The sequence below is a fragment of the Nonomuraea sp. IBHARD001 genome, assembly GCF_056106265.1.
On record NZ_JBWBBW010000002.1, the window covers coordinates 6,939,375 to 6,956,742 of the forward strand.

15 protein-coding genes are annotated in these 17,368 nt (G+C 70.6%); 6 read left to right on the forward strand and 9 right to left on the reverse strand.

What is annotated here, in order from left to right; all coding sequences use genetic code 11:
* Positions 1-38 precede the first annotated feature (38 nt).
* The gene (locus tag ACTWNK_RS33185; RefSeq protein ID WP_474308857.1) at positions 39-596 is read left to right on the forward strand and encodes a GNAT family N-acetyltransferase; all 558 of its coding nucleotides are present in this window, start codon (positions 39-41) and stop codon (positions 594-596) included.
* Between the two features lie 53 nt (positions 597-649).
* Positions 650-3,127, forward strand: a complete 2,478-nt coding sequence (locus tag ACTWNK_RS33190; protein WP_474308858.1) for a DNA gyrase/topoisomerase IV subunit A — start codon at positions 650-652, stop codon at positions 3,125-3,127.
* Positions 3,128-3,950: 823 nt separating this feature from the next.
* On the opposite strand, the gene ACTWNK_RS33195 is transcribed toward ACTWNK_RS33190, so the two are convergent.
* Positions 3,951-4,262, reverse strand: a complete 312-nt coding sequence (locus tag ACTWNK_RS33195; RefSeq protein WP_474308859.1) for a hypothetical protein — start codon at positions 4,260-4,262, stop codon at positions 3,951-3,953.
* 132 nt (positions 4,263-4,394) lie between these two features.
* On the opposite strand from ACTWNK_RS33195, the gene ACTWNK_RS33200 reads away from it, so the two are divergent.
* A complete protein-coding gene (locus tag ACTWNK_RS33200) occupies positions 4,395-4,889 on the forward strand; it encodes a beta-class carbonic anhydrase (protein ID WP_474308860.1) in 495 nt (164 codons plus the stop codon).
* A 40-nt stretch (positions 4,890-4,929) separates the two neighbouring features.
* On the opposite strand, the gene ACTWNK_RS33205 is transcribed toward ACTWNK_RS33200, so the two are convergent.
* Complete coding sequence (locus ACTWNK_RS33205) at positions 4,930-6,996, reverse strand: DNA gyrase/topoisomerase IV subunit B (protein WP_474308861.1); 2,067 nt, start codon at positions 6,994-6,996, stop codon at positions 4,930-4,932.
* A gap of 245 nt (positions 6,997-7,241) precedes the next feature.
* On the opposite strand from ACTWNK_RS33205, the gene ACTWNK_RS33210 reads away from it, so the two are divergent.
* Complete coding sequence (locus ACTWNK_RS33210; RefSeq protein WP_474308862.1) at positions 7,242-7,472, forward strand: DUF7455 domain-containing protein; 231 nt, start codon at positions 7,242-7,244, stop codon at positions 7,470-7,472.
* Positions 7,473-7,555: 83 nt separating this feature from the next.
* On the opposite strand, the gene ACTWNK_RS33215 is transcribed toward ACTWNK_RS33210, so the two are convergent.
* From ACTWNK_RS33215 to ACTWNK_RS33230, 4 genes are read right to left on the reverse strand one after another with little or no spacing between them, the layout of a single operon-like run.
* A complete protein-coding gene (locus ACTWNK_RS33215; protein ID WP_474308863.1) occupies positions 7,556-9,517 on the reverse strand; it encodes a geranylgeranyl reductase family protein in 1,962 nt (653 codons plus the stop codon).
* Positions 9,514-10,482 carry a polyprenyl synthetase family protein gene (locus tag ACTWNK_RS33220; protein WP_474308864.1) on the reverse strand — a complete coding sequence of 323 codons (969 nt, stop codon included), beginning with the start codon at positions 10,480-10,482 and terminating at the stop codon, positions 9,514-9,516. Before ACTWNK_RS33220 ends, ACTWNK_RS33215 begins: the two co-directional genes overlap by 4 nt.
* Entirely contained in the window at positions 10,479-11,975 is a 1,497-nt protein-coding gene (locus ACTWNK_RS33225; protein WP_474308865.1) for a hypothetical protein, read from the reverse strand. The genes ACTWNK_RS33220 and ACTWNK_RS33225 overlap by 4 nt, the downstream gene beginning before the upstream one ends.
* Positions 11,976-12,015: 40 nt before the next feature.
* Positions 12,016-12,246: a hypothetical protein gene (locus ACTWNK_RS33230; protein WP_474308866.1), complete on the reverse strand. Its 231-nt coding sequence runs from the start codon at positions 12,244-12,246 to the stop codon at positions 12,016-12,018.
* Between the two features lie 250 nt (positions 12,247-12,496).
* Between ACTWNK_RS33230 and ACTWNK_RS33235 the strand changes: the two genes are divergently transcribed.
* The gene (locus ACTWNK_RS33235; RefSeq protein ID WP_474308867.1) at positions 12,497-12,865 is read left to right on the forward strand and encodes a hypothetical protein; all 369 of its coding nucleotides are present in this window, start codon (positions 12,497-12,499) and stop codon (positions 12,863-12,865) included.
* Here ACTWNK_RS33235 and ACTWNK_RS33240 read toward each other — a convergent pair whose 3' ends face one another.
* Positions 12,866-13,585, reverse strand: a complete 720-nt coding sequence (locus ACTWNK_RS33240; RefSeq protein ID WP_474308868.1) for a GNAT family N-acetyltransferase — start codon at positions 13,583-13,585, stop codon at positions 12,866-12,868.
* A gap of 79 nt (positions 13,586-13,664) precedes the next feature.
* Here ACTWNK_RS33240 and ACTWNK_RS33245 point away from each other — a divergent pair, with 79 nt between their 5' ends.
* Positions 13,665-14,396: a YaaA family protein gene (locus tag ACTWNK_RS33245; RefSeq protein WP_474308869.1), complete on the forward strand. Its 732-nt coding sequence runs from the start codon at positions 13,665-13,667 to the stop codon at positions 14,394-14,396.
* On the opposite strand, the gene ACTWNK_RS33250 is transcribed toward ACTWNK_RS33245, so the two are convergent.
* Together ACTWNK_RS33250 and ACTWNK_RS33255 are read right to left on the reverse strand one after the other, a co-directional pair.
* Positions 14,389-15,417, reverse strand: a complete 1,029-nt coding sequence (locus ACTWNK_RS33250) for a hypothetical protein (protein WP_474308870.1) — start codon at positions 15,415-15,417, stop codon at positions 14,389-14,391. The genes ACTWNK_RS33245 and ACTWNK_RS33250 overlap by 8 nt on opposite strands.
* Before the next feature lie 91 nt (positions 15,418-15,508).
* The gene (locus tag ACTWNK_RS33255; RefSeq protein ID WP_474311054.1) at positions 15,509-17,134 is read right to left on the reverse strand and encodes an RNA polymerase sigma factor; all 1,626 of its coding nucleotides are present in this window, start codon (positions 17,132-17,134) and stop codon (positions 15,509-15,511) included.
* Between the last annotated feature and the right edge of the window lie 234 nt (positions 17,135-17,368).

Below are 17,368 nucleotides of genomic sequence, written 5' to 3' on the forward strand. Positions count from 1 at the left end.
CAGGCTCAGGGGTACGGCCGTGCGATTGGATGGCCGTCATGGACGTCACCACCTGGCATCTCGCCCAGAACTCGCCCGCCGACCTGATCCCGGCCAAGCCCTCGCGGCTGCCCGTCGAGATCCTTCGCGCCGAGGTGGCGGTGCCCGAGTTCAGCCGGTTCCTGTACACGGCGGTGGGCGGCGCGCACCACTGGGACGAGCGACTCGGCTGGAGCAGAAAGCAGTGGGCCGCCTACCTGGAACGACCCGGCGTGGAGACGTGGGTCGCCTACCACCGGGGCACGCCCGCCGGGTACGTGGAGTTCGAGCCGCAGGCCGGAGGCGTGGTCGAGGTGCTGTGCTTCGGGCTGCTGCCGTACGCCATGGGTGGCGGGCTCGGGGGGCATCTGCTGAGCGTGGGCACGGCTCGGGCGTGGGACCTGGCCTCCAGATGGCCCGGCCTCGCGCCGACCACGCGCGTATGGCTGCACACGTGCACGCTGGACGGGCCGCACGCGCTGGCCAACTACGAGGCGCGCGGGTATCGGGTGTTCAGGACGGAGATCGGGGCCGAGAAGGCGGAGGGCGAGCCGCCGGGTTCCTGGCCCGGAGCCTGACCGGCGGGGCGTTGATGTCGCGGGGTGCCCTTTCCTTTCGGCACAATGTTCGGATGGCCCGACGAACGACCAGCACGCCCCCTCCCGAGGACTTCGAGGAGCGGATCGTCGACATCGACGTGTCCGCCGAGATGCGCACGAGCTTCCTCGAATACGCCTACTCGGTCATCTACCAGCGGGCGCTTCCCGACGCGCGCGACGGCCTCAAGCCGGTGCAGCGCCGCATCCTGTACTCGATGAGCGAGATGGGCCTGCGTCCCGACCGGGGGCACGTGAAGTCCTCGCGTGTCGTCGGCGACGTCATGGGCAAGCTCCACCCCCATGGCGACACCGCCATCTACGACGCCCTGGTCCGCATGGCCCAGCCGTTCTCGATGCGGCTGCCGCTGGTCGACGGGCACGGCAACTTCGGCTCCCCTGACGACCTCCCGGCCGCGATGCGTTACACCGAGGCCAGGCTCGCGGCCTCGGCGATGCTCATGGTCGAGTCGATCAACGAGGACACCGCCGACTTCAAGGCCAACTACGACGGCCAGGAGACCGAGCCCGTCGTCATGCCGGCGGCGTTCCCCAACCTGCTGGTCAACGGCACCACGGGCATCGCCGTCGGCATGGCCACCAACATGGCGCCGCACAATCTGGGCGAGGTCATCGCCGCGGCCCGCCATCTGATCAAGAAGCCGGACGCCACGCTCGACGAGCTCATGCGGTTCGTGCCGGGCCCCGACCTGCCGACCGGCGGTTCGATCATCGGTCTTCAGGGCATCCGCGACGCTTACGAGAGCGGGCGCGGCACCTTCCGCATGCGGGCCAAGTGCGCGATCGACCAGGTCACGCCGCGCCGCAAGGGCATCGTGGTCACCGAACTGCCCTACAACGTCGGCCCCGAGCGTGTCGTCACCAAGATCAAGGAGCTGGTGACCAGCAAGAAGCTCCAGGGCATCTCCGACCTCAAGGACCTCACCGACAGGCACAAGGGCCTGCGCCTCGTCATCGAGATCAAGAACGGCTTCAACCCCGAGGCCGTCCTGGACGAGCTCTACCGGCTGACCCCGATGGAGGAGACGTTCGGCATCAACAACGTCGCCCTCGTCGACGGCGAACCCCGCACCCTCGGCCTGCGCCAGCTCCTGCAGGTCTACGTCGACCACCGCCTCGAGGTCGTACGGCGCCGCAGCGAGTACCGCCGCCGCAAGCGCGAGGAGCGCCTGCACCTGGTCGACGGTCTCATCATCGCGCTGCTCAACATCGACGAGGTCATCCAGGTCATCAGGACCTCCGACGACTCGGCCCAGGCGCGCACCCGGCTCATGGAGATCTTCGACCTGTCGGAGATCCAGGCCGCCTACATCCTCGACACGCCGCTGCGCCGGCTGACCCGTTTCGACAAGCTGGAGCTCGACCGCGAGAAGCAGGTGCTGAGCGACGAGATCGCCGAGCTGACCGCGATCCTGTCCTCGCCCGAACGGCTCCGCCAGGTCGTCTCGGCCGAGCTCGCCCAGGTGGCCAAGACCTACGGCACGCCTCGGCGCACGGTGCTGCTGGAGTCGTCCGGCGTGGCCCGTACCAGCTCGGTGCCGCTCGAGGTGCCCGACGACCCGTGCCTGGTGCTGATGTCGTCGACCGGGCTGCTCGCGCGCACCAACGACGCGACGCCGCTGGCCGGTGCGGGCGAACGCGCGGCGCACGACGTCCTGGTCTCGGTCGTACGCTCAAGCGTGCGCGGCGAGGTCGCGGTCGTCACCTCGCAGGGCCGCGCGATCCGCGTCTCGGTGATCGACCTGCCGACGCTGCCGCCTTCGGCCAATCCTCCGACGTTGTCGGGGGGGCATCCTGTGGCCGAGTACGTCTCGCTGAACCCCGACGAACGGGTCGTGGGGCTCGGCTCGCTCGATCCGGACGGGCCAGGTCTGGCGATCGGCACGGCGCAGGGGGTGGTCAAGCGGGTGGTGCCGGACTATCCGGCCAACCGTGACGACTTCGAGGTGATCGGTCTCAAGGACGGCGACACGGTGATCGGCGCGGCCGAGCTGGAGTCGGAGGAGCACGACCTGGTCTTCATCAGCTCCGACGCCCAGCTCCTTCGCTATCCCGCCTCGCTCGTACGCCCGCAGGGCAGGCCCGCCGGAGGCATGGCGGGCATCAGACTGGACGACGGGGCATCGGCGATCTGGTTCGGCGTGGTCGACCCTTCGCGTCCGGCCCAGGTCGTCACCGTGGCCGGTTCGGCGACCGCGCTGCCCGGCACGCAGGTGGGAGGCGGCAAGGTCTCCGACTACGCCGAGTTCCCCGCCAAGGGCAGGGCGACCGGCGGCGTACGCGCCCAGCGCTTCCTCAAGGGCGAGGACGTCCTCCTCCTGGCCTGGGCCGGCCCCGCCCCCGCCAAGGCCGTCTCCGCCGTGGGCAAGCCCATCCCCCTCCCCGACGAGATCAGCCGCCGCGACGGCTCCGGCCTCCGCCTCACCCACACCATCGCAGCCGTGGGGGGATCGCTCGGCGCGTCCTCGTCGGAGGAGCCTGGCGAGGGGTGACATCGTCTCGCCACTTTCCGGCCCGCACCTCCTGGGGAGGGGCGGGCTGGGGCGTTTTTGGGGGTGCTGGTGGTGGGGTTGGGGTGGGGGCGTTGGGGCTGGTGGCGGATGGGCTGGTGGATGGGTTTGGGGCGGGCGCGGTTTGATTGGGGACTTTTGGGCGTGAGGTCTCAGGAGGCGTGAGGTCTCAGGAGGCGTGAGGTCTCAGGAGGCGTGAGGTCTCAGGAGGCGTGAGGTCTCAGGAGGCGTGAGGTCTCAGGAGGCGTGAGGTCTCAGGAGGCGTGAGGTCTCAGGAGGCGTGAGGTCTCAGGAGGCGTGAGGTCTCAGGAGGCGTGAGGTTGCGGGGTTGCGGGGTTGCGGGGTTGCGGGGTTGCGGGGTTGCGGGGTTGCGGGGTTGCGGGGTTGCGGGGTTGCGGGGTTGCGGGGTTGCGGGGTTGCGGGGTTGCGGGGTTGGACGACGAAGAGCCGGGATCTCGTTCCCCGTCTCACGTCCCAGGTCCGTACATCTCCAGCCCGTGCACTCTTCTCGGGCTCGGACCGGTTTTCGCTTCCGGACCGGCACTCCACCCCCGGCCAAACCACGCCTGCGCCCGTCCACGCCAAGCTCATCCCGCGGCCAAGCTCATCCAGCCGCCAGGCTCAGCCGGCCGCCAGGCTCAACGCCTCCCGGGCCACCTCATCAGCAGAGCCATGGCTTCCCAGCCCACACACACCACGCCCTCCCACATCCCGCAGTTCCCGCGCCCCCACCCTCACGCGCCCCACACCCCGCGGAGAAGCACGCCCCCACCCCCAAGGGGAAATCCAGCCCCCCGAACCCCGTTCAGGCCGTAGCGGGCGACACAGCCAGCGCCAGAAGCAGATCCTGAGGATCACTCCCCTGCCAATCGCGGATCAGCAAGGCCCCGGCCTCACCAGGCGTGAACGCGTCGCCTCCCAGCCCCCCGAAGCACCCCGAAGCCTCAAGCAGCCCGACGACAGGCGCATCAGGCGGCAGCGTCTCGGCGTACGCGGCGGCGTCGAGGAGGGCCAGGGCGCATCGGGCGTTGCGTCCCTTGTCGTCGGTTTCGACGCGGTCGAGTCTGCTCCTGGCCTGCGATCGCAGGTACGCGGCCAGCGATTCGGTCCTACTCACGGCAATGACCTTCCACTTTGGGTGACGACATCATCACGCAAAGTTAGCGCTGATCGTGGCACGTTCGGTAACTCGACCGCCCGGTCAGGACCCGGAAACCTCCACCAAAAGGGCGTGAGGGATGATCGGTGCATGCCTTCTTTCGACGATCTGCTGGCTGCCAACAAAGAGTACGCCCGGACGTTCACCGACTCCGATCTCACCGGACGTGCGGCCCGAGGTCTCGCGGTCGTCACCTGCATGGACTCGCGCATCGACCCACTCGGCCTGCTCGGCCTCAAGCCGGGCGACGCCAAGATCCTGCGTAACGCGGGGGCCAGGGTCACCGACGACGTCCTGCGTACCCTCGTCCTGGGTGTCACGCTGCTCGGCGTCGAGCGCGTGCTGGTGATGCCGCACACCGACTGCGGCATGTCGAAGGTCACCGACGACGACGTGCACGCGCTGGCCGCCGCCCGGGGCGTGGACACGCGCAGCCTGGAGTTCCACACGGTTCCGGACCAGCCTGCCGCCCTGCTGCGCGACCTGACCCGGATCAGGACCAGCCCGTTCCTGCCTGCGGACATGCCCGTGGGCGGCGCCCTGTACGACGTCCGGACGGGCACCCTCAGCCCGGTCGACATCTGACCTGCCCAGGAGGCGCGCCCCGACTTACCGGGGCGCGCCGTCAGGCGTCGATGTGGTCGCGGTCGACCTCGGCGGCGCTGCTGACGATGAACTCGCGCCGCGGAGCGACGTCGCTGCCCATGAGCAGGTCGAAGATGCGCTCTCCGGCCTCGGCGTCCTCGATCCTGACGCGGCGCAGGATGCGGTGGCGCGGGTCCATGGTGGTCTCGGCCAGCTGGTCGGCGTCCATCTCGCCCAGACCCTTGTAGCGCTGCACGGGGTCCTTCCAGCGCTTGCCCCGGCGCTCCAGGTCACGCAGGACCTTGTGCAGCTCGTTGTCGGAGTAGCAGTAGATGTACTTCTCCTGGCCACGGCCGGGATTGGTCAGCTCGATGCGGTGCAGCGGCGGCACGGCGGCGAACACACGCCCGGCCTCCACGAGCGGACGCATGTAGCGGTGGAACAGCGTCAGCAGCAGGCAGCGGATGTGCGCGCCGTCGACATCGGCGTCGGCCATCAGGATGACCTTGCCGTAGCGGGCGGCCTCCAGGTCGAACGAGCGCCCGGACCCGGCGCCGACCACCTGGATGATCGCCGCGCACTCGGCGTTCTTGAGCATGTCGCTCACGGACGCCTTCTGCACGTTGAGGATCTTGCCGCGGATCGGCAGCAGCGCCTGGAACTCCGAGTCGCGGGCCAGCTTGGCCGTGCCGAGCGCCGAGTCGCCCTCGACGATGAACAGCTCACTGCGGTCGACGTCGTCGCTGCGGCAGTCGACCAGCTTGGCGGGCAGCGCGGAGTTCTCCAGGACGGACTTGCGCCGCTGGTTGTCGCGGTGCTCGCGGGCCGCGATGCGGGCCTTGGCGGCCGTGGCGATCTTTTCGAGGACCGAGCGCAACTGCTGCTTCAACGCGCGCTTGGGATTGGCGAACAGCTCCTTGAGCTCGCGCGAGACCACGTGCGAGACGATCCGGGTGGCCGCCGACGTGCCCAGGACCTCCTTGGTCTGGCCCTCGAACTGCGGCTCCGGCACCCGCACGGTGACGACGGCGGTCAGCCCTTCGAGGATGTCCTCCTTGGTGACCGGGTCGTCGCCGTTCTTCAGCAGCCTGGTCTCGCGCAGCTGCTCGTTGAGCGTCTTGGCCAGCGCCCGCTCGAACCCGGTCAGGTGGGTGCCGCCCTTGGGGGTGGCGATCACGTTGACGAAGGAGCGGACGGTGGTGTCGTAGCCCTTGCCCCAGCGCAGGGCCACGTCGACGGTCAGCTCGCGCTGGACCTCGGTCGGCGTCATGTGGCCCTGGTCGTCGAGCACGGGCACGGTCTCGTGGAAGTGGCCGACGCCCTGCAGCCGCAGCACCTCGACCAGGCCCTCGTCCCTGGCGAGGAACTCGGCGAACTCCGAGATGCCGCCGTCGAAGCGGAACTCCTCCTCGACGGCCTCCTCGCCGCGCCCGTCGCGCACGGCCAGCGTCAGGCCGGGGACCAGGAAGGCGGTCTGGCGGAGGCGCACGTGGATCTCGTCGAGCGAGACCTCGGCCTCGGGCAGGAAGATCTGGCGGTCGGCCCAGAAGCGCACCCGGGTGCCGGTCAGGCGCTTGGCGAGCTTGCCGCCGTCGCGCAGGCCGGACTTCTTCTTGAACTTGGCGGCGGGCCCGTCGCCGTCGAACACGCCGGGCACGCCGCGGCGGAAGCTGATCTCGTGGATGCGCCCGTCGCGGTCGACCTCGACGTCGAGGCGCGCGGACAGGGCGTTGACCACGGAGGCGCCGACGCCGTGCAGACCGCCGGAGGCGGCGTAGGAGCCGCCTCCGAACTTGCCGCCCGCGTGCAGCTTCGTGTAGACGAGCTCGACGCCGGGCAGGCCGCTCTTGGGCTCGATGTCGACGGGGATGCCGCGGCCGTTGTCGCGGACCTCGATGGAGCCGTCGGGGTAGAGCTCGACCTCGATGCGGGTGCAGTGGCCCGCCAGCGCCTCGTCGACGCCGTTGTCCACGATCTCCCACAGGCAGTGCATCAGGCCCCGGCTGTCGGTGGACCCGATGTACATGCCTGGACGCTTGCGGACGGCCTCGAGGCCCTCAAGCACCGACAGGTGACGAGCTGTATAACCCGCCTCCGCTACCGTCACGCCCGCTCCCCTGCAAGTAGCTCGAACACGTGTGCGCAGCCTACCGTTCTTCCCCGCTGTGCGCGTAATAGCTTGCCATCACGACACGTTTGTCGTTACCCAAGGCCAGTTCCGCGTTACCTTCCGCGACATTCCGCTCTGGGCGTAGCAGGTCAGCGGTTGGGAACGTTCGCGTCCGGTTAGATGTTGTCTCAAGTGACTGCGCCCGATCCTCGCTTCGGCGGGGGTGACCCGAAAGGCGATACGTGACTGGAGCACTCGCCCCCGCCAAGCCGCTGACGGCCCTCGACCGATGCGACCGTTGCGGCGCCCAGGCCTACATCCGTGCAACCCTGCCCGTGGGTGGGGAGCTGCTGTTCTGCGCTCATCATGGGCGTCAGCACGTAGCCGCGTTGCGGGACAAGGGCGCCGACATCCTGGACGAGTCCGCTCGCCTCAGTGAAACCAGGTCAACCGCACAGGAAAGCGAGCGCTGAGCCCGCTTTCCTGACGACATAACCACATATGCAGACAGCGCACGCGGCGGTCCCGCCATTCCGGGGCTCGTCGCGTTCGTGTTTCACGAGACGCCTGCCAAAGCCAGCGCCGCCAGCACATCGCGCGCCTGCCCCTCTGGCACCCGCTCCAGCGCCCGCACCGCCAGCCGGGCGTGCTCGCCCGCGAGGTCGCGCAGCTCGGCGGCGTCGCCCGGCGGTGTGAGCCCGATCCAGGAGTCCGGCCGCAGATGCCGGGAAAGCGCCTGGCTCACCCCGAGATGCCGCCCGTACACCGTGAGCGCGTCCACGACCGGCGCCCCGGCCCCCGCGAGCCGCCCGCCCAACCGGCACGGCAGCTCGAAGGCGAGCGCCATCCGGTCGGCCAGCAGCCCGGCATAGGCCCGCGCGTCCATCGGCCCGCCCCTGAGCTCGCGCGTACGCGCCTGCCCGGCCGAGGCCAGCGCCCCGGCGAAGTCGGCCACCGCCGAGCCACCCGCCCCGACGACCAGCTCGTACGCCCTGGCCAGCAGGAAGTCGGCCACCAGCACCGCGAACCGGTTGCCCCACGCCACCCCGCCCTCGCGCTCCTCCCGCGTCCCGTCCACGGCCATTCCGGCCAGCAGCCCGAGATCGACGGCCGCACCCAGCACGTGCGCAGCCGCCAGCCCCGCCCGCGCTCCCCCGGCGTAGGAGGCCAGCAGCAGCAGCACCGCAGGCCGTACGGCTCCCGCCGCCAGGTCCTCGCGCACGCCCGCGAACCTGACGAACATCGGCCAGTCCTCGCGCACACACCCGGCCAGCACCTCGCCCACGGCGGGCAGATCGCGCCTGAGCGAGCGCGACAGGGCGGCGGGCAGCGCCGGCAGCGGGTCGAGCAGCGCGTCGGCCCTGGCCCCGTCGGGAAAGAGCGCCAGGCGGCGGCACAGGGCGAACAGCGGCCGGTCGTCGTGGAAGGTGGCATCCAGCACCCGCCAGGCCAGCAGGTAGCGCCGTGCGGAGTGCCTGCCGGTCTCGAAGTACCCGCCGTGCCTGGCCGCCAGCCGCCTGGCGTAGGGCTCGGGCCGTACCCGAACACGGCCCGAGGTGGTGAGGCTGGCGTCGATGTGCTCGGCGGCCAGCGCCCCCGACTCCAGCGCGAAGCCGATGCCCTCCCCGGTGAACGGACTGATCAGCCCGGCCGCGTCGCCCGCGAGCAGCAGTCCGGGCACTCCGCATCGGCCGGGCTCGAAGTCCATGCGCAGCGGCGCCCCGCTCATCGGCCCTTCGGCGCGCGCACCGGCGAAGCGGGGATCGCCGCCGGTCAGCGAGGCGACGAACCTCGTGTACAGCCCGCGCAGCCCCTCCTCCTCCATCGGCCCGAACAGCCCGACGCCCACATTGGCCCGCCCGCCGCCCAGCGGGAAGACCCACCCGTAGGACGGCAGCAGGTAGGCGTCGGTCACGTCGGCCAGCGGCATGTGGATCTCCAGCAGGTCGCCGAGCCCTTCGACGCCGCCGAAGTACCCCCTGGCCGCGAACCCGGTCCACTCCCTGTCGGCCGAGCGCAGCCCCGCCTGCGCGGCCAGCCTGGACGCCGCGCCGTCGGCGGCCACCACGACGGGCGCGAGCACCCGCGTGCGGACGCCGCCCGCGGCCAGCTCCACGCCGTGCACCTCGCCCGGCCCGCCGATCAGCGAGACCGCACGCGCCCGCCACAGCTCGGCCCCCTCCCGCACGGCCTGGGCGCACAGCACGGCGTCCAGGTCGAGGCGTGGCACCACCAGCCCCGACCCCTCGTAGGGGAAGTCCCGCACGCCCCTGCCCCGCATGCGCACGCGCAGCCCGCCCACGCGCTGCGCGCCCTCCAGGTCGGGCAGGACGCCGAGCTCGGCCAGATGGCGTACGGCGCCGCGGGTGAGGCCGTCGCCGCAGCACTTGTCACGCGGGAACCCCCGCCGATCGACCAGCAGCACCCGCCTGCCCCGCCTGGCCAGATGGCAGGCCGCCGCCGATCCCGCGGGCCCGGCCCCGACCACCACCGCGTCGAAGTCCAGCCGATCGGTCACGAAGCCCTGGCCACGACATGCCAGGCCAGCCCGGCGAGCGACTCCCGCGCGGGCCCTGCGGGCAGGACGCCGAGCCGGGCCTGCGCCCTGGCGGCCAGCGCCCTGGCCTCGGCCAGCACCCCGTCGACGGCTCCCGCCTCGATGACGAGCGAGGCCACCGCGAACCCGTCGGGCTCGATCCGCCCGAGCAGCTCGCGCAGCCGTACCGAGCGTGCTCCTCCGGCGGCGAGCACGCGCAGGACGGCCAGGGTGTAGACGCCCTGGCCGACGTCGCTCAGCGGGTTCTTGCCCAGGGTCTCGGCCGTGCCCCTGAGGTCGAGGGCGTCGTCGGTGAGCTGGAAGGCTACGCCCAGGTCGCGGGCGTACCCGGTGAGCGCCCGGACGTGCCCGGGCGCCAGGCCGGCGAGCTGGGCGCCGAGCAGGCACGGCAGTTCGAACAGGGTGGCGGTCTTGCGGGCGATGATCTCCATGTGGAGGGCTTCGGTCAGGTGGGTGTCGAAGGAGTTCTCCGCCTCCATGAGCTGGCCGCCGGTCAGCTCCACCATCGCGCGCGCGGTCGGCGTGCCGCAGCGCTCGTCCAGCTCGGCGAGTACGGTGACGGCCCTGGCCAGCAGGAAGGTACCCGCGACGACCGCCGCCTGCTCGCCCCACAGGGCGTTGACGCTGGGGCCGTGCCGCCTGGCCCTGGACCTGTCCATGACGTCGTCGTGGTAGAGCGAGGCCAGGTGGATCATCTCGACCGCCGCGGCGGCGCGCAGCAGGCCCCGGTGCCTGTCGCCGAACTCGGCGGCCAGCAGCAGCAGCGCGGGCCTGATGCGTTTGCCGCCCCTGCGGACCAGGGTGGTGGCCATCGTGCGCAGGGTGAGGTCACAGGCGCCGATCGCCTCCTCCACGGCGGGGCCGACGGCGGTGAGCGCCTGCCTGACGGAGGCGCTCACCAGCCAGCCCGGGGCGTCGGCGCTCACTCGTCGTGCTCGTTCCCGCGCCGGTCGGGCCTGCGCAGGAACTCCACCCTGTCCACGAGTTCGACCGCCTTGCGCAGCAGTCCGGGGTCGTCGAGGGCGCCGAGTATCTCGGCCGCCGTCCGCCCTTCGAACTGCGCCACCACGGCCAGTACCTCCTCGGCGACCTCGGCCTCGTCGGCGCTCAGGTGCGGGCGCAGCCGGTCGAGGGCCCGCCTGCCCTCCTCCAGGTGCTCGCCGGTGAGCGTGGCCTCCGAGCGCAGCGGCTGCAGCGCCACCGCACGCGCGGTGTCGGCGTAGGTGTCGTACAGGTGCTGCAGCAGGGCCCGCTCGTCCTCGCCGATCCTGGTCCGCCTCGCGCGTTCGAGCAGGCGTTCCTCGTTGGCGAAGTAGGTGTCGACGAGGAAGCGCCCGACCCTGGTCTGCTGCAGGTGACGCTGTCTGAACTCGCGTTCGACGGCCTGGTCGAGCTTGAGGTCGCGCCCGAGCAGGCGTCCGGCGGTCGAGGCCGACCGGCAGCCGCAGGCGTCCTCGTTGCCGCCCTTGCCGCCCCGGTAGACCACCGAGCCGGAGTCGCCGCCCTCGGACAGGTGCGCGGTGGCGATCTGCCGGTCGAAGTCGAGGCTCACACCCGGCCCGTAACCCACGGTCACCGAGACATCGATTTCGGTCACGGTCGAGGTCGTGTATTCGGTTGTCCTGCCGACCTTCTCGACATTCGTCCCGATATCGACACCGGCGGTGACCCCCGCCCCACCGAGGAAGGCCACACCGAGCTGGGCGATCACCTCGTCGATGGGATTGATCAGCGTACGGTTGCACGACCCGGCGAACAGCAGGCCGATCGCCGGGTGATCGGGAGTGGCGACCGGGATGAGGCCGTCCTTCACCTCGTCCAGCACGTCGGACTTGTCGATCACCTCGGCGATGGCCGCGTCGACGGTGTTGCCCGCCGCGTTCAGCGCCACGAACCTCTTCAGCTTGGCGATGGTGTCGGCCGGGTCGGCCCCGCCGTCGAAGACGCCCGGCTGCACGATGGGGTCGCCGAGCGCCGCCGCGTTGACGTCGGCCAGGACGTGGTTGTTGCTGAGGATGTTCAGCGTGCCGTCGGTGGTGTCCAGGACGAGCGAGCCGAGTGTGCCCGCGGTGATGTTGACATGTCCGACGCTGATGCCGTTGGGCGCCGGTCGCTGCCTGGCGGTGAAGGACTGGGCGTAGAAGGGGCCGGTCTCCACGACGTCGACCTCGACGAAGTCACGGCCGAAGTACACGCGTCTCGGCAGCACCCGGGTCGTGGGCAGGAACCGCTCGGGCACCTTGCGCAGCACGTAGACCACGAGGGCGGGCTCGTCGGTGCGCACCCCCTCGGCGACCCGCCTGCCGTACGCCAGGCCGGTGACGTTCGGGTCGGCCCGCAGCCCGGCCAGCTGCCTCTCCCTCGCCGCACGGGCCAGCCTTCGGCCCTTGAGGTGCCTGTCGTCGCCCGGAGTGCTCACGGTTCGCGCCTCCTGCCCTGCTTGTCAGGTCCTGCGGCGATCACCCGGCCCGGAAGGGACCGGTCGCCACCAGACGCACGGGGACACCCTCGATCGGTTCGGGGTCCGGATGCGCGCGTGCGCGATCGCCCGCATAGACGGTGATGACGTACGGCCCGGCGGGGTCGGGACGGCCGATGCCGACACCCTCGGCGGCGAAGCGTTCGACGAGCTCCGTCTTGTGCGCCGCGAGCACGACACGCACCTGGTCGAGCGAGTAGGGATCAGCCATCACACGTCACCGGCCTGCTTCTCACCCCGAGATATTTCACGCGCCAGGGCGGCTGTCAACGTTTCTCCTTCGTTTGGAACGCATTAATCACACAATAAGGCCGGGCCCGCTTTCCAGTCTCTCGGATTCGGCCCAGCCGTTCTTCCATTTCCCGCCAGACAATGGCGAAGCCCAGCACACGAGGGCCATCGGGTTTGTAGCATCACCCTCAGCGAGACGCCTCTTTATTACTGAGCTAGGAGAATATGAAATGTCACCAGACCTGGTCCAGCTCGCCACGTCGGTCGGCGCGGATCTGGACCTGGCCGGATTACCCGTAACCCAGGGCGGAAACTCGCACGAAGGAATCGACCGCACTTCGGAGGGCGTCGTCGTCTTCTACGACCCCTCTCCCGACGACGCCTACGGCGTCTATGTGTCCTGGCGGGCCAGCCCGGAACTGTTCGCCATGGCGATCGCGGCCAACACCGCCGACAGCAGGGCCGCCACACTCGGCGGAGCCGCGCTCGACGCCATGCGCAAGGCGCTCACCGAGATACTCGAAGCGGTGGGCTGGGTGGTCGACCCGCTGAACGTCGGCGTGCACGAGTCCGCGATCCGCGTGCTGCGCCGCCGCTGATCACCCGCGGGCCGCGACGCGGTAGTGATAGCCGCCCCGTACGGCGAAGCCCTCGCCCCGGTAGAGGCCGATCGCCGCCGTGTTCGGCTCCCTGGTGAGCAGATAGGCCGAGGTGGCGCCCTCCTTGGCCGTCCTGGCCAGCAGCGCGCGCACCACACTGCGGGCCAGGCCCCTGCGGCGGGCCTGCGGCCTGGTGCCCATGCAGTACAGCCCGGCCGTCACGCCCTGGGGCACGGCCCTGCCGACGGCCAGGGCGACGCCGTCCTGCTCGACGGCCGCGTAGTGGGCGGGCGTGTTCGCACAGACGCGTGCGGCACGCCCGGCCTTCTCGCCCGTGTAGCCCTCGATGCCCCACCACGTCTCCAGCCAGCCCTGCCACGGCGCCTGCTCCACCCTGACGGCGTGCTCGGGCTCCGCCACGGCGATGGCGTCGGCGACCATGTAGCAGGCGGGGTCGAGCGCCGCGTACCCCCTGGCGGCCAGCAGCCCGTCCAGGCCCGGCACGGTCTGCGGGCTGATCGAGAACGCGCTCGGCAGGCCGCGCGCGGCGTAGAACCGCTCGGCCGCGGCCACCGACGCCTCCATGTCGGCGGGCACGCCGCTCGCCAGCACCGAGTTCGCCCGCTTGGAGACGCCTCCGGCGGCCCGGAACGACCAGCCGTCGAAGTCCTCGATCTCGTCGGCCCGCCAGGCTTCATGGACAAGTGCATCGAAATCCATCCGGGCAGCCTAGTGCGGGGCTTCCGCCGGGCATCGACCGGGTGATGGGCCAGGTCCCGGGCCGATAGGCTGCTCCATCGTGCTCATCCTGCTTCCCCCTTCCGAGGGCAAGGCGCCGTCGGGCGAAGGTCCGAAGAAGTTGTCGTTCAGGTCGCTCGCGCCCGCCCGCAGGCAGGTCCTCGACGCCCTGATCGAGGTCTCGCGCGGGCCCGGCGCGCTCGATGTGCTCGGCCTCTCGCCCGGCCAGGCCGACGAGGTCGCGCGCAATCTCAAGCTGCGCCGTGCGCCCGCGCTGCCCGCGGCCGAGCTCTACACCGGCGTGCTCTACGACAACCTCTCGCATGCCACGCTGAGCCCCGAGGCCGCCGCGCGGGCCGAGCGGTCGGTGCTGATCTTCTCCGGACTGTGGGGCGTGCTGCGCCTGGGCGACCGCGTGCCGCCCTACCGCCTGTCGATGGGCGTCACCCTGCCTCCGCTCGGCGGCCTGGCCGCCTTCTGGCGCCCGTACCTCACCCGTGAGCTCGACCGCCTGCCCGGCCTGGTGGTCGACATGCGCTCCTCCACCTACGGCGGCGCCTGGCAGCCGGGGTCGCGCTCGGTCGCGGTCAGGGTGCTGCGCGAGGGCAAGGTCGTCAGCCACATGGCCAAGGCCACCCGCGGCGAGGTGACCAGGGCACTGCTCGAAGGCGGGTGCGAGCCCTCGACACCCGAAGAGCTGGCCAAGACCCTGGCCGACCTCGGCTATGCCGTACGGCTCGGCGGGGCGCCCAGGAGCGGCCGGGCCTGGACGCTGGACGTCGACGTCACCTGAAGGGAGCGACCTCGGCCGGTTCGGGGATCGGCAGCCCGGCCTTGGACCTGGCCCTGCCCACGGCCGCGGCGACGTCGTCGTAGAAGTAGCCCCACGGCGCCACCTCGGGGACCCGCTCGCCCGCCGCCGCCAGATGCGGTCTGGCCAGGGCGTGGTGGCCGCCGTCGTGGAAGACGTAGGCGAACAGGTGGTGGGCGGGCACGTCCGCCGGGTGCGGGCGGGCCCCGCGCGACCAGCGCTCGGCGGCGTGGACCAGCTCCTCCTTCACGCCCTTGTCGGCGAAGTAGCGCTCGAAGAAGTAGCGCTGGACGGTGGGGTTCAGCTCGTCGTCGTCGCATCTGGCCAGCTGCAGCTCGACATGGGCCAGGGCGATCATCGCCACGACCGGATCGCCGGAGGTGGTGCGGACCAGGTCGCGGGCGAAGGCGAACATCTCCTCCTCCGACCCCTCCCACTTGGGCGCGAGCACCTGCATACGGCCGAAGCACCCGGCGTAGGAGCGGGGGTCGCGGGCCACGATGTTGCGCCAGATCTCGTCCTTGGCCGCCCGCTCCAGCTGCATGCCGAGCGCGTAACGCTGCAGCCGTACCCAGGGGGCGACGTCGTGGGGCAGCAGCCTGGCCGCCACGACGAGCGGCTCGTAGCAGGCCTCCAGGCGCGAGAAGAACAGCTTGAAGCGGTCTTCACCGACCGACGAGGCGTAGCCGCCGCCCCTGATCGCCCAGGCCTCCTCGATCAGCGTCGAGCCGAGCCAGAGGTAGAGGTCGGGGTTGTCGCCGTCCTCCTCGTTGAGCAGATGCAGGATCGCCGCCGCCCCGCCGATCGCGGCCTCACCCAGCGCCTGCGCGCACACGGCCCGCCGCTCCCCTTCGCCCCTCGTCTCGGCCAGCAGGGTACGGCCGGCGACGAGTTCGCCGTCGCGCACGGCGTCGATGGCGGCGTCCAGCGCGGGATCCCGCCACGGCCGTCCCACGATCAGGCCCGTCGAAGGATCGGCGCGAAAACGGCTCAACCATCCCATGCCCGATCACCCTAGGGCACTTCTAATCGATCATGAAATCAGAAGAGGGCCCCTCCCGGCCGGGAAGGGCCCTCCGCATGAACAGCAGGGATCAGTCGAGGTAGTCGCGCAGAACCTGCGAGCGCGACGGGTGACGCAGCTTGGACATCGTCTTCGACTCGATCTGACGGATGCGCTCACGCGTCACGCCGTAGACCTTGCCGATCTCGTCCAGCGTCTTCGGCTGTCCGTCGGTGAGGCCGAACCGCATCGACACGACGCCCGCCTCGCGCTCCGACAAGGTGTCGAGAACGGAGTGCAGCTGCTCCTGCAGCAGCGTGAAGCTGACGGCGTCGGCCGGGACGATGGCCTCGGAGTCCTCGATGAGGTCACCGAACTCGCTGTCACCCTCCTCGCCGAGCGGGGTGTGCAGCGAGATGGGCTCGCGGCCGTACTTCTGGACCTCGACCACCTTCTCGGGGGTCATGTCCAGCTCGCGGGCCAGCTCTTCGGGCGTGGGCTCACGACCGAGATCCTGCAGCATCTGCCGCTGCACGCGGGCCAGCTTGTTGATCACTTCGACCATGTGGACCGGGATGCGGATGGTCCGCGCCTGGTCGGCCATGGCCCTGGTGATCGCCTGCCTGATCCACCAGGTGGCGTAGGTGGAGAACTTGTAGCCCTTGGTGTAGTCGAACTTCTCGACCGCACGGATCAGACCGAGGTTGCCCTCCTGGATGAGGTCCAGGAACAGCATGCCGCGGCCGGTGTAGCGCTTGGCCAGCGAGACCACGAGCCGGAGGTTGGCCTCCAGCAGGTGGTTCTTGGCCCTGCGACCGTCTTCGGCGATCCACTCCAGCTCGGCCCTGACGTCGACGGGCAGCTCGCCCAGCTCGCCGCCGAGCTGCTCCTCGGCGAACAGGCCGGCCTCGATGCGCTTGGCGAGCTCGACCTCCTGCTCGGCGTTGAGCAGCGGGACCTTGCCGATCTGCTTGAGGTAGTCCTTGACCGGGTCGGCCGTGGCACCGGCGGCGGCGACCTGCGCCACGGGGGCGTCGTCATCGTCGTCGGACAGGATGAGGACCTCGTCCTCACTCTGCACCTTCACGGCCTCGGTCTCGGCGCCCGCCTTGGGCTCGGACTCCTCCTCGGCGTCGTCTTCGACCTCGACCTCGACCACCACGTCGTCGACCTCGAGGTCTTCGAGGTCCTCAAGCTCGACGTCACCGTCGAGCTCGATGTCCTCTTCGCCTTCGAGCTCGCCCTTGGGCTTGGTCTCGGCAGCCGCCGGCCCCGTGGAGGGGGCCTCGGGCTTCGCGGTCTTCTTGGCAGGCGCGGCCTTCTTCGGCGGAGCGGGAACGGCCTTCTTGGCGGCGGGGGCCGCCTTTCTGGCCGCGGGCTCGGCTTCGACGACAGCGGTGACGGTTTCTGGCTGCTGCTCCTTGGCGGCGGCCGCCGTCTTCGTCTTGACGGGGGCGGCTGTGCGACGCTTTGCTGGTCCCCGAGACTTCTTGGGTGCCGCCGAATCCGCGGCGGTCACCACCACGGTCACGCCCTCTTTGGAGAGGCTCCGCAAGAAAGCGGCGGCGTGAGCCATGGGAATGTCCGCCTCCTCGAAGGCCTGGCGGACATCCTCTGACTCGAGGAAACCCTGCGAGCGCCCACGCTCGAGGAGTCGCTGAATGACGGGCTCGTTCAGCTCAGATGGCTTCGAGCGAGTCGAACTTGCAGGCGACACGAACACCTCTCGAACGAACGCGTGGCGACAATGGACCCAGATGCCCGCTGGGGGGCGGCTGTCTCTCCTTGAGATGATGAGGCCGCGCGGATCGCGACGGACCTGCCCAGCATTCTGGCACGACCACGCGATCCATACGGCCACCTCCCGGCGGTTGACCTCCACCCTAGGCCGACCTGAACAGTAGTGCGTACGGAAGCGGGCCACTGATACCCGAAAGCAACCCTTATGACT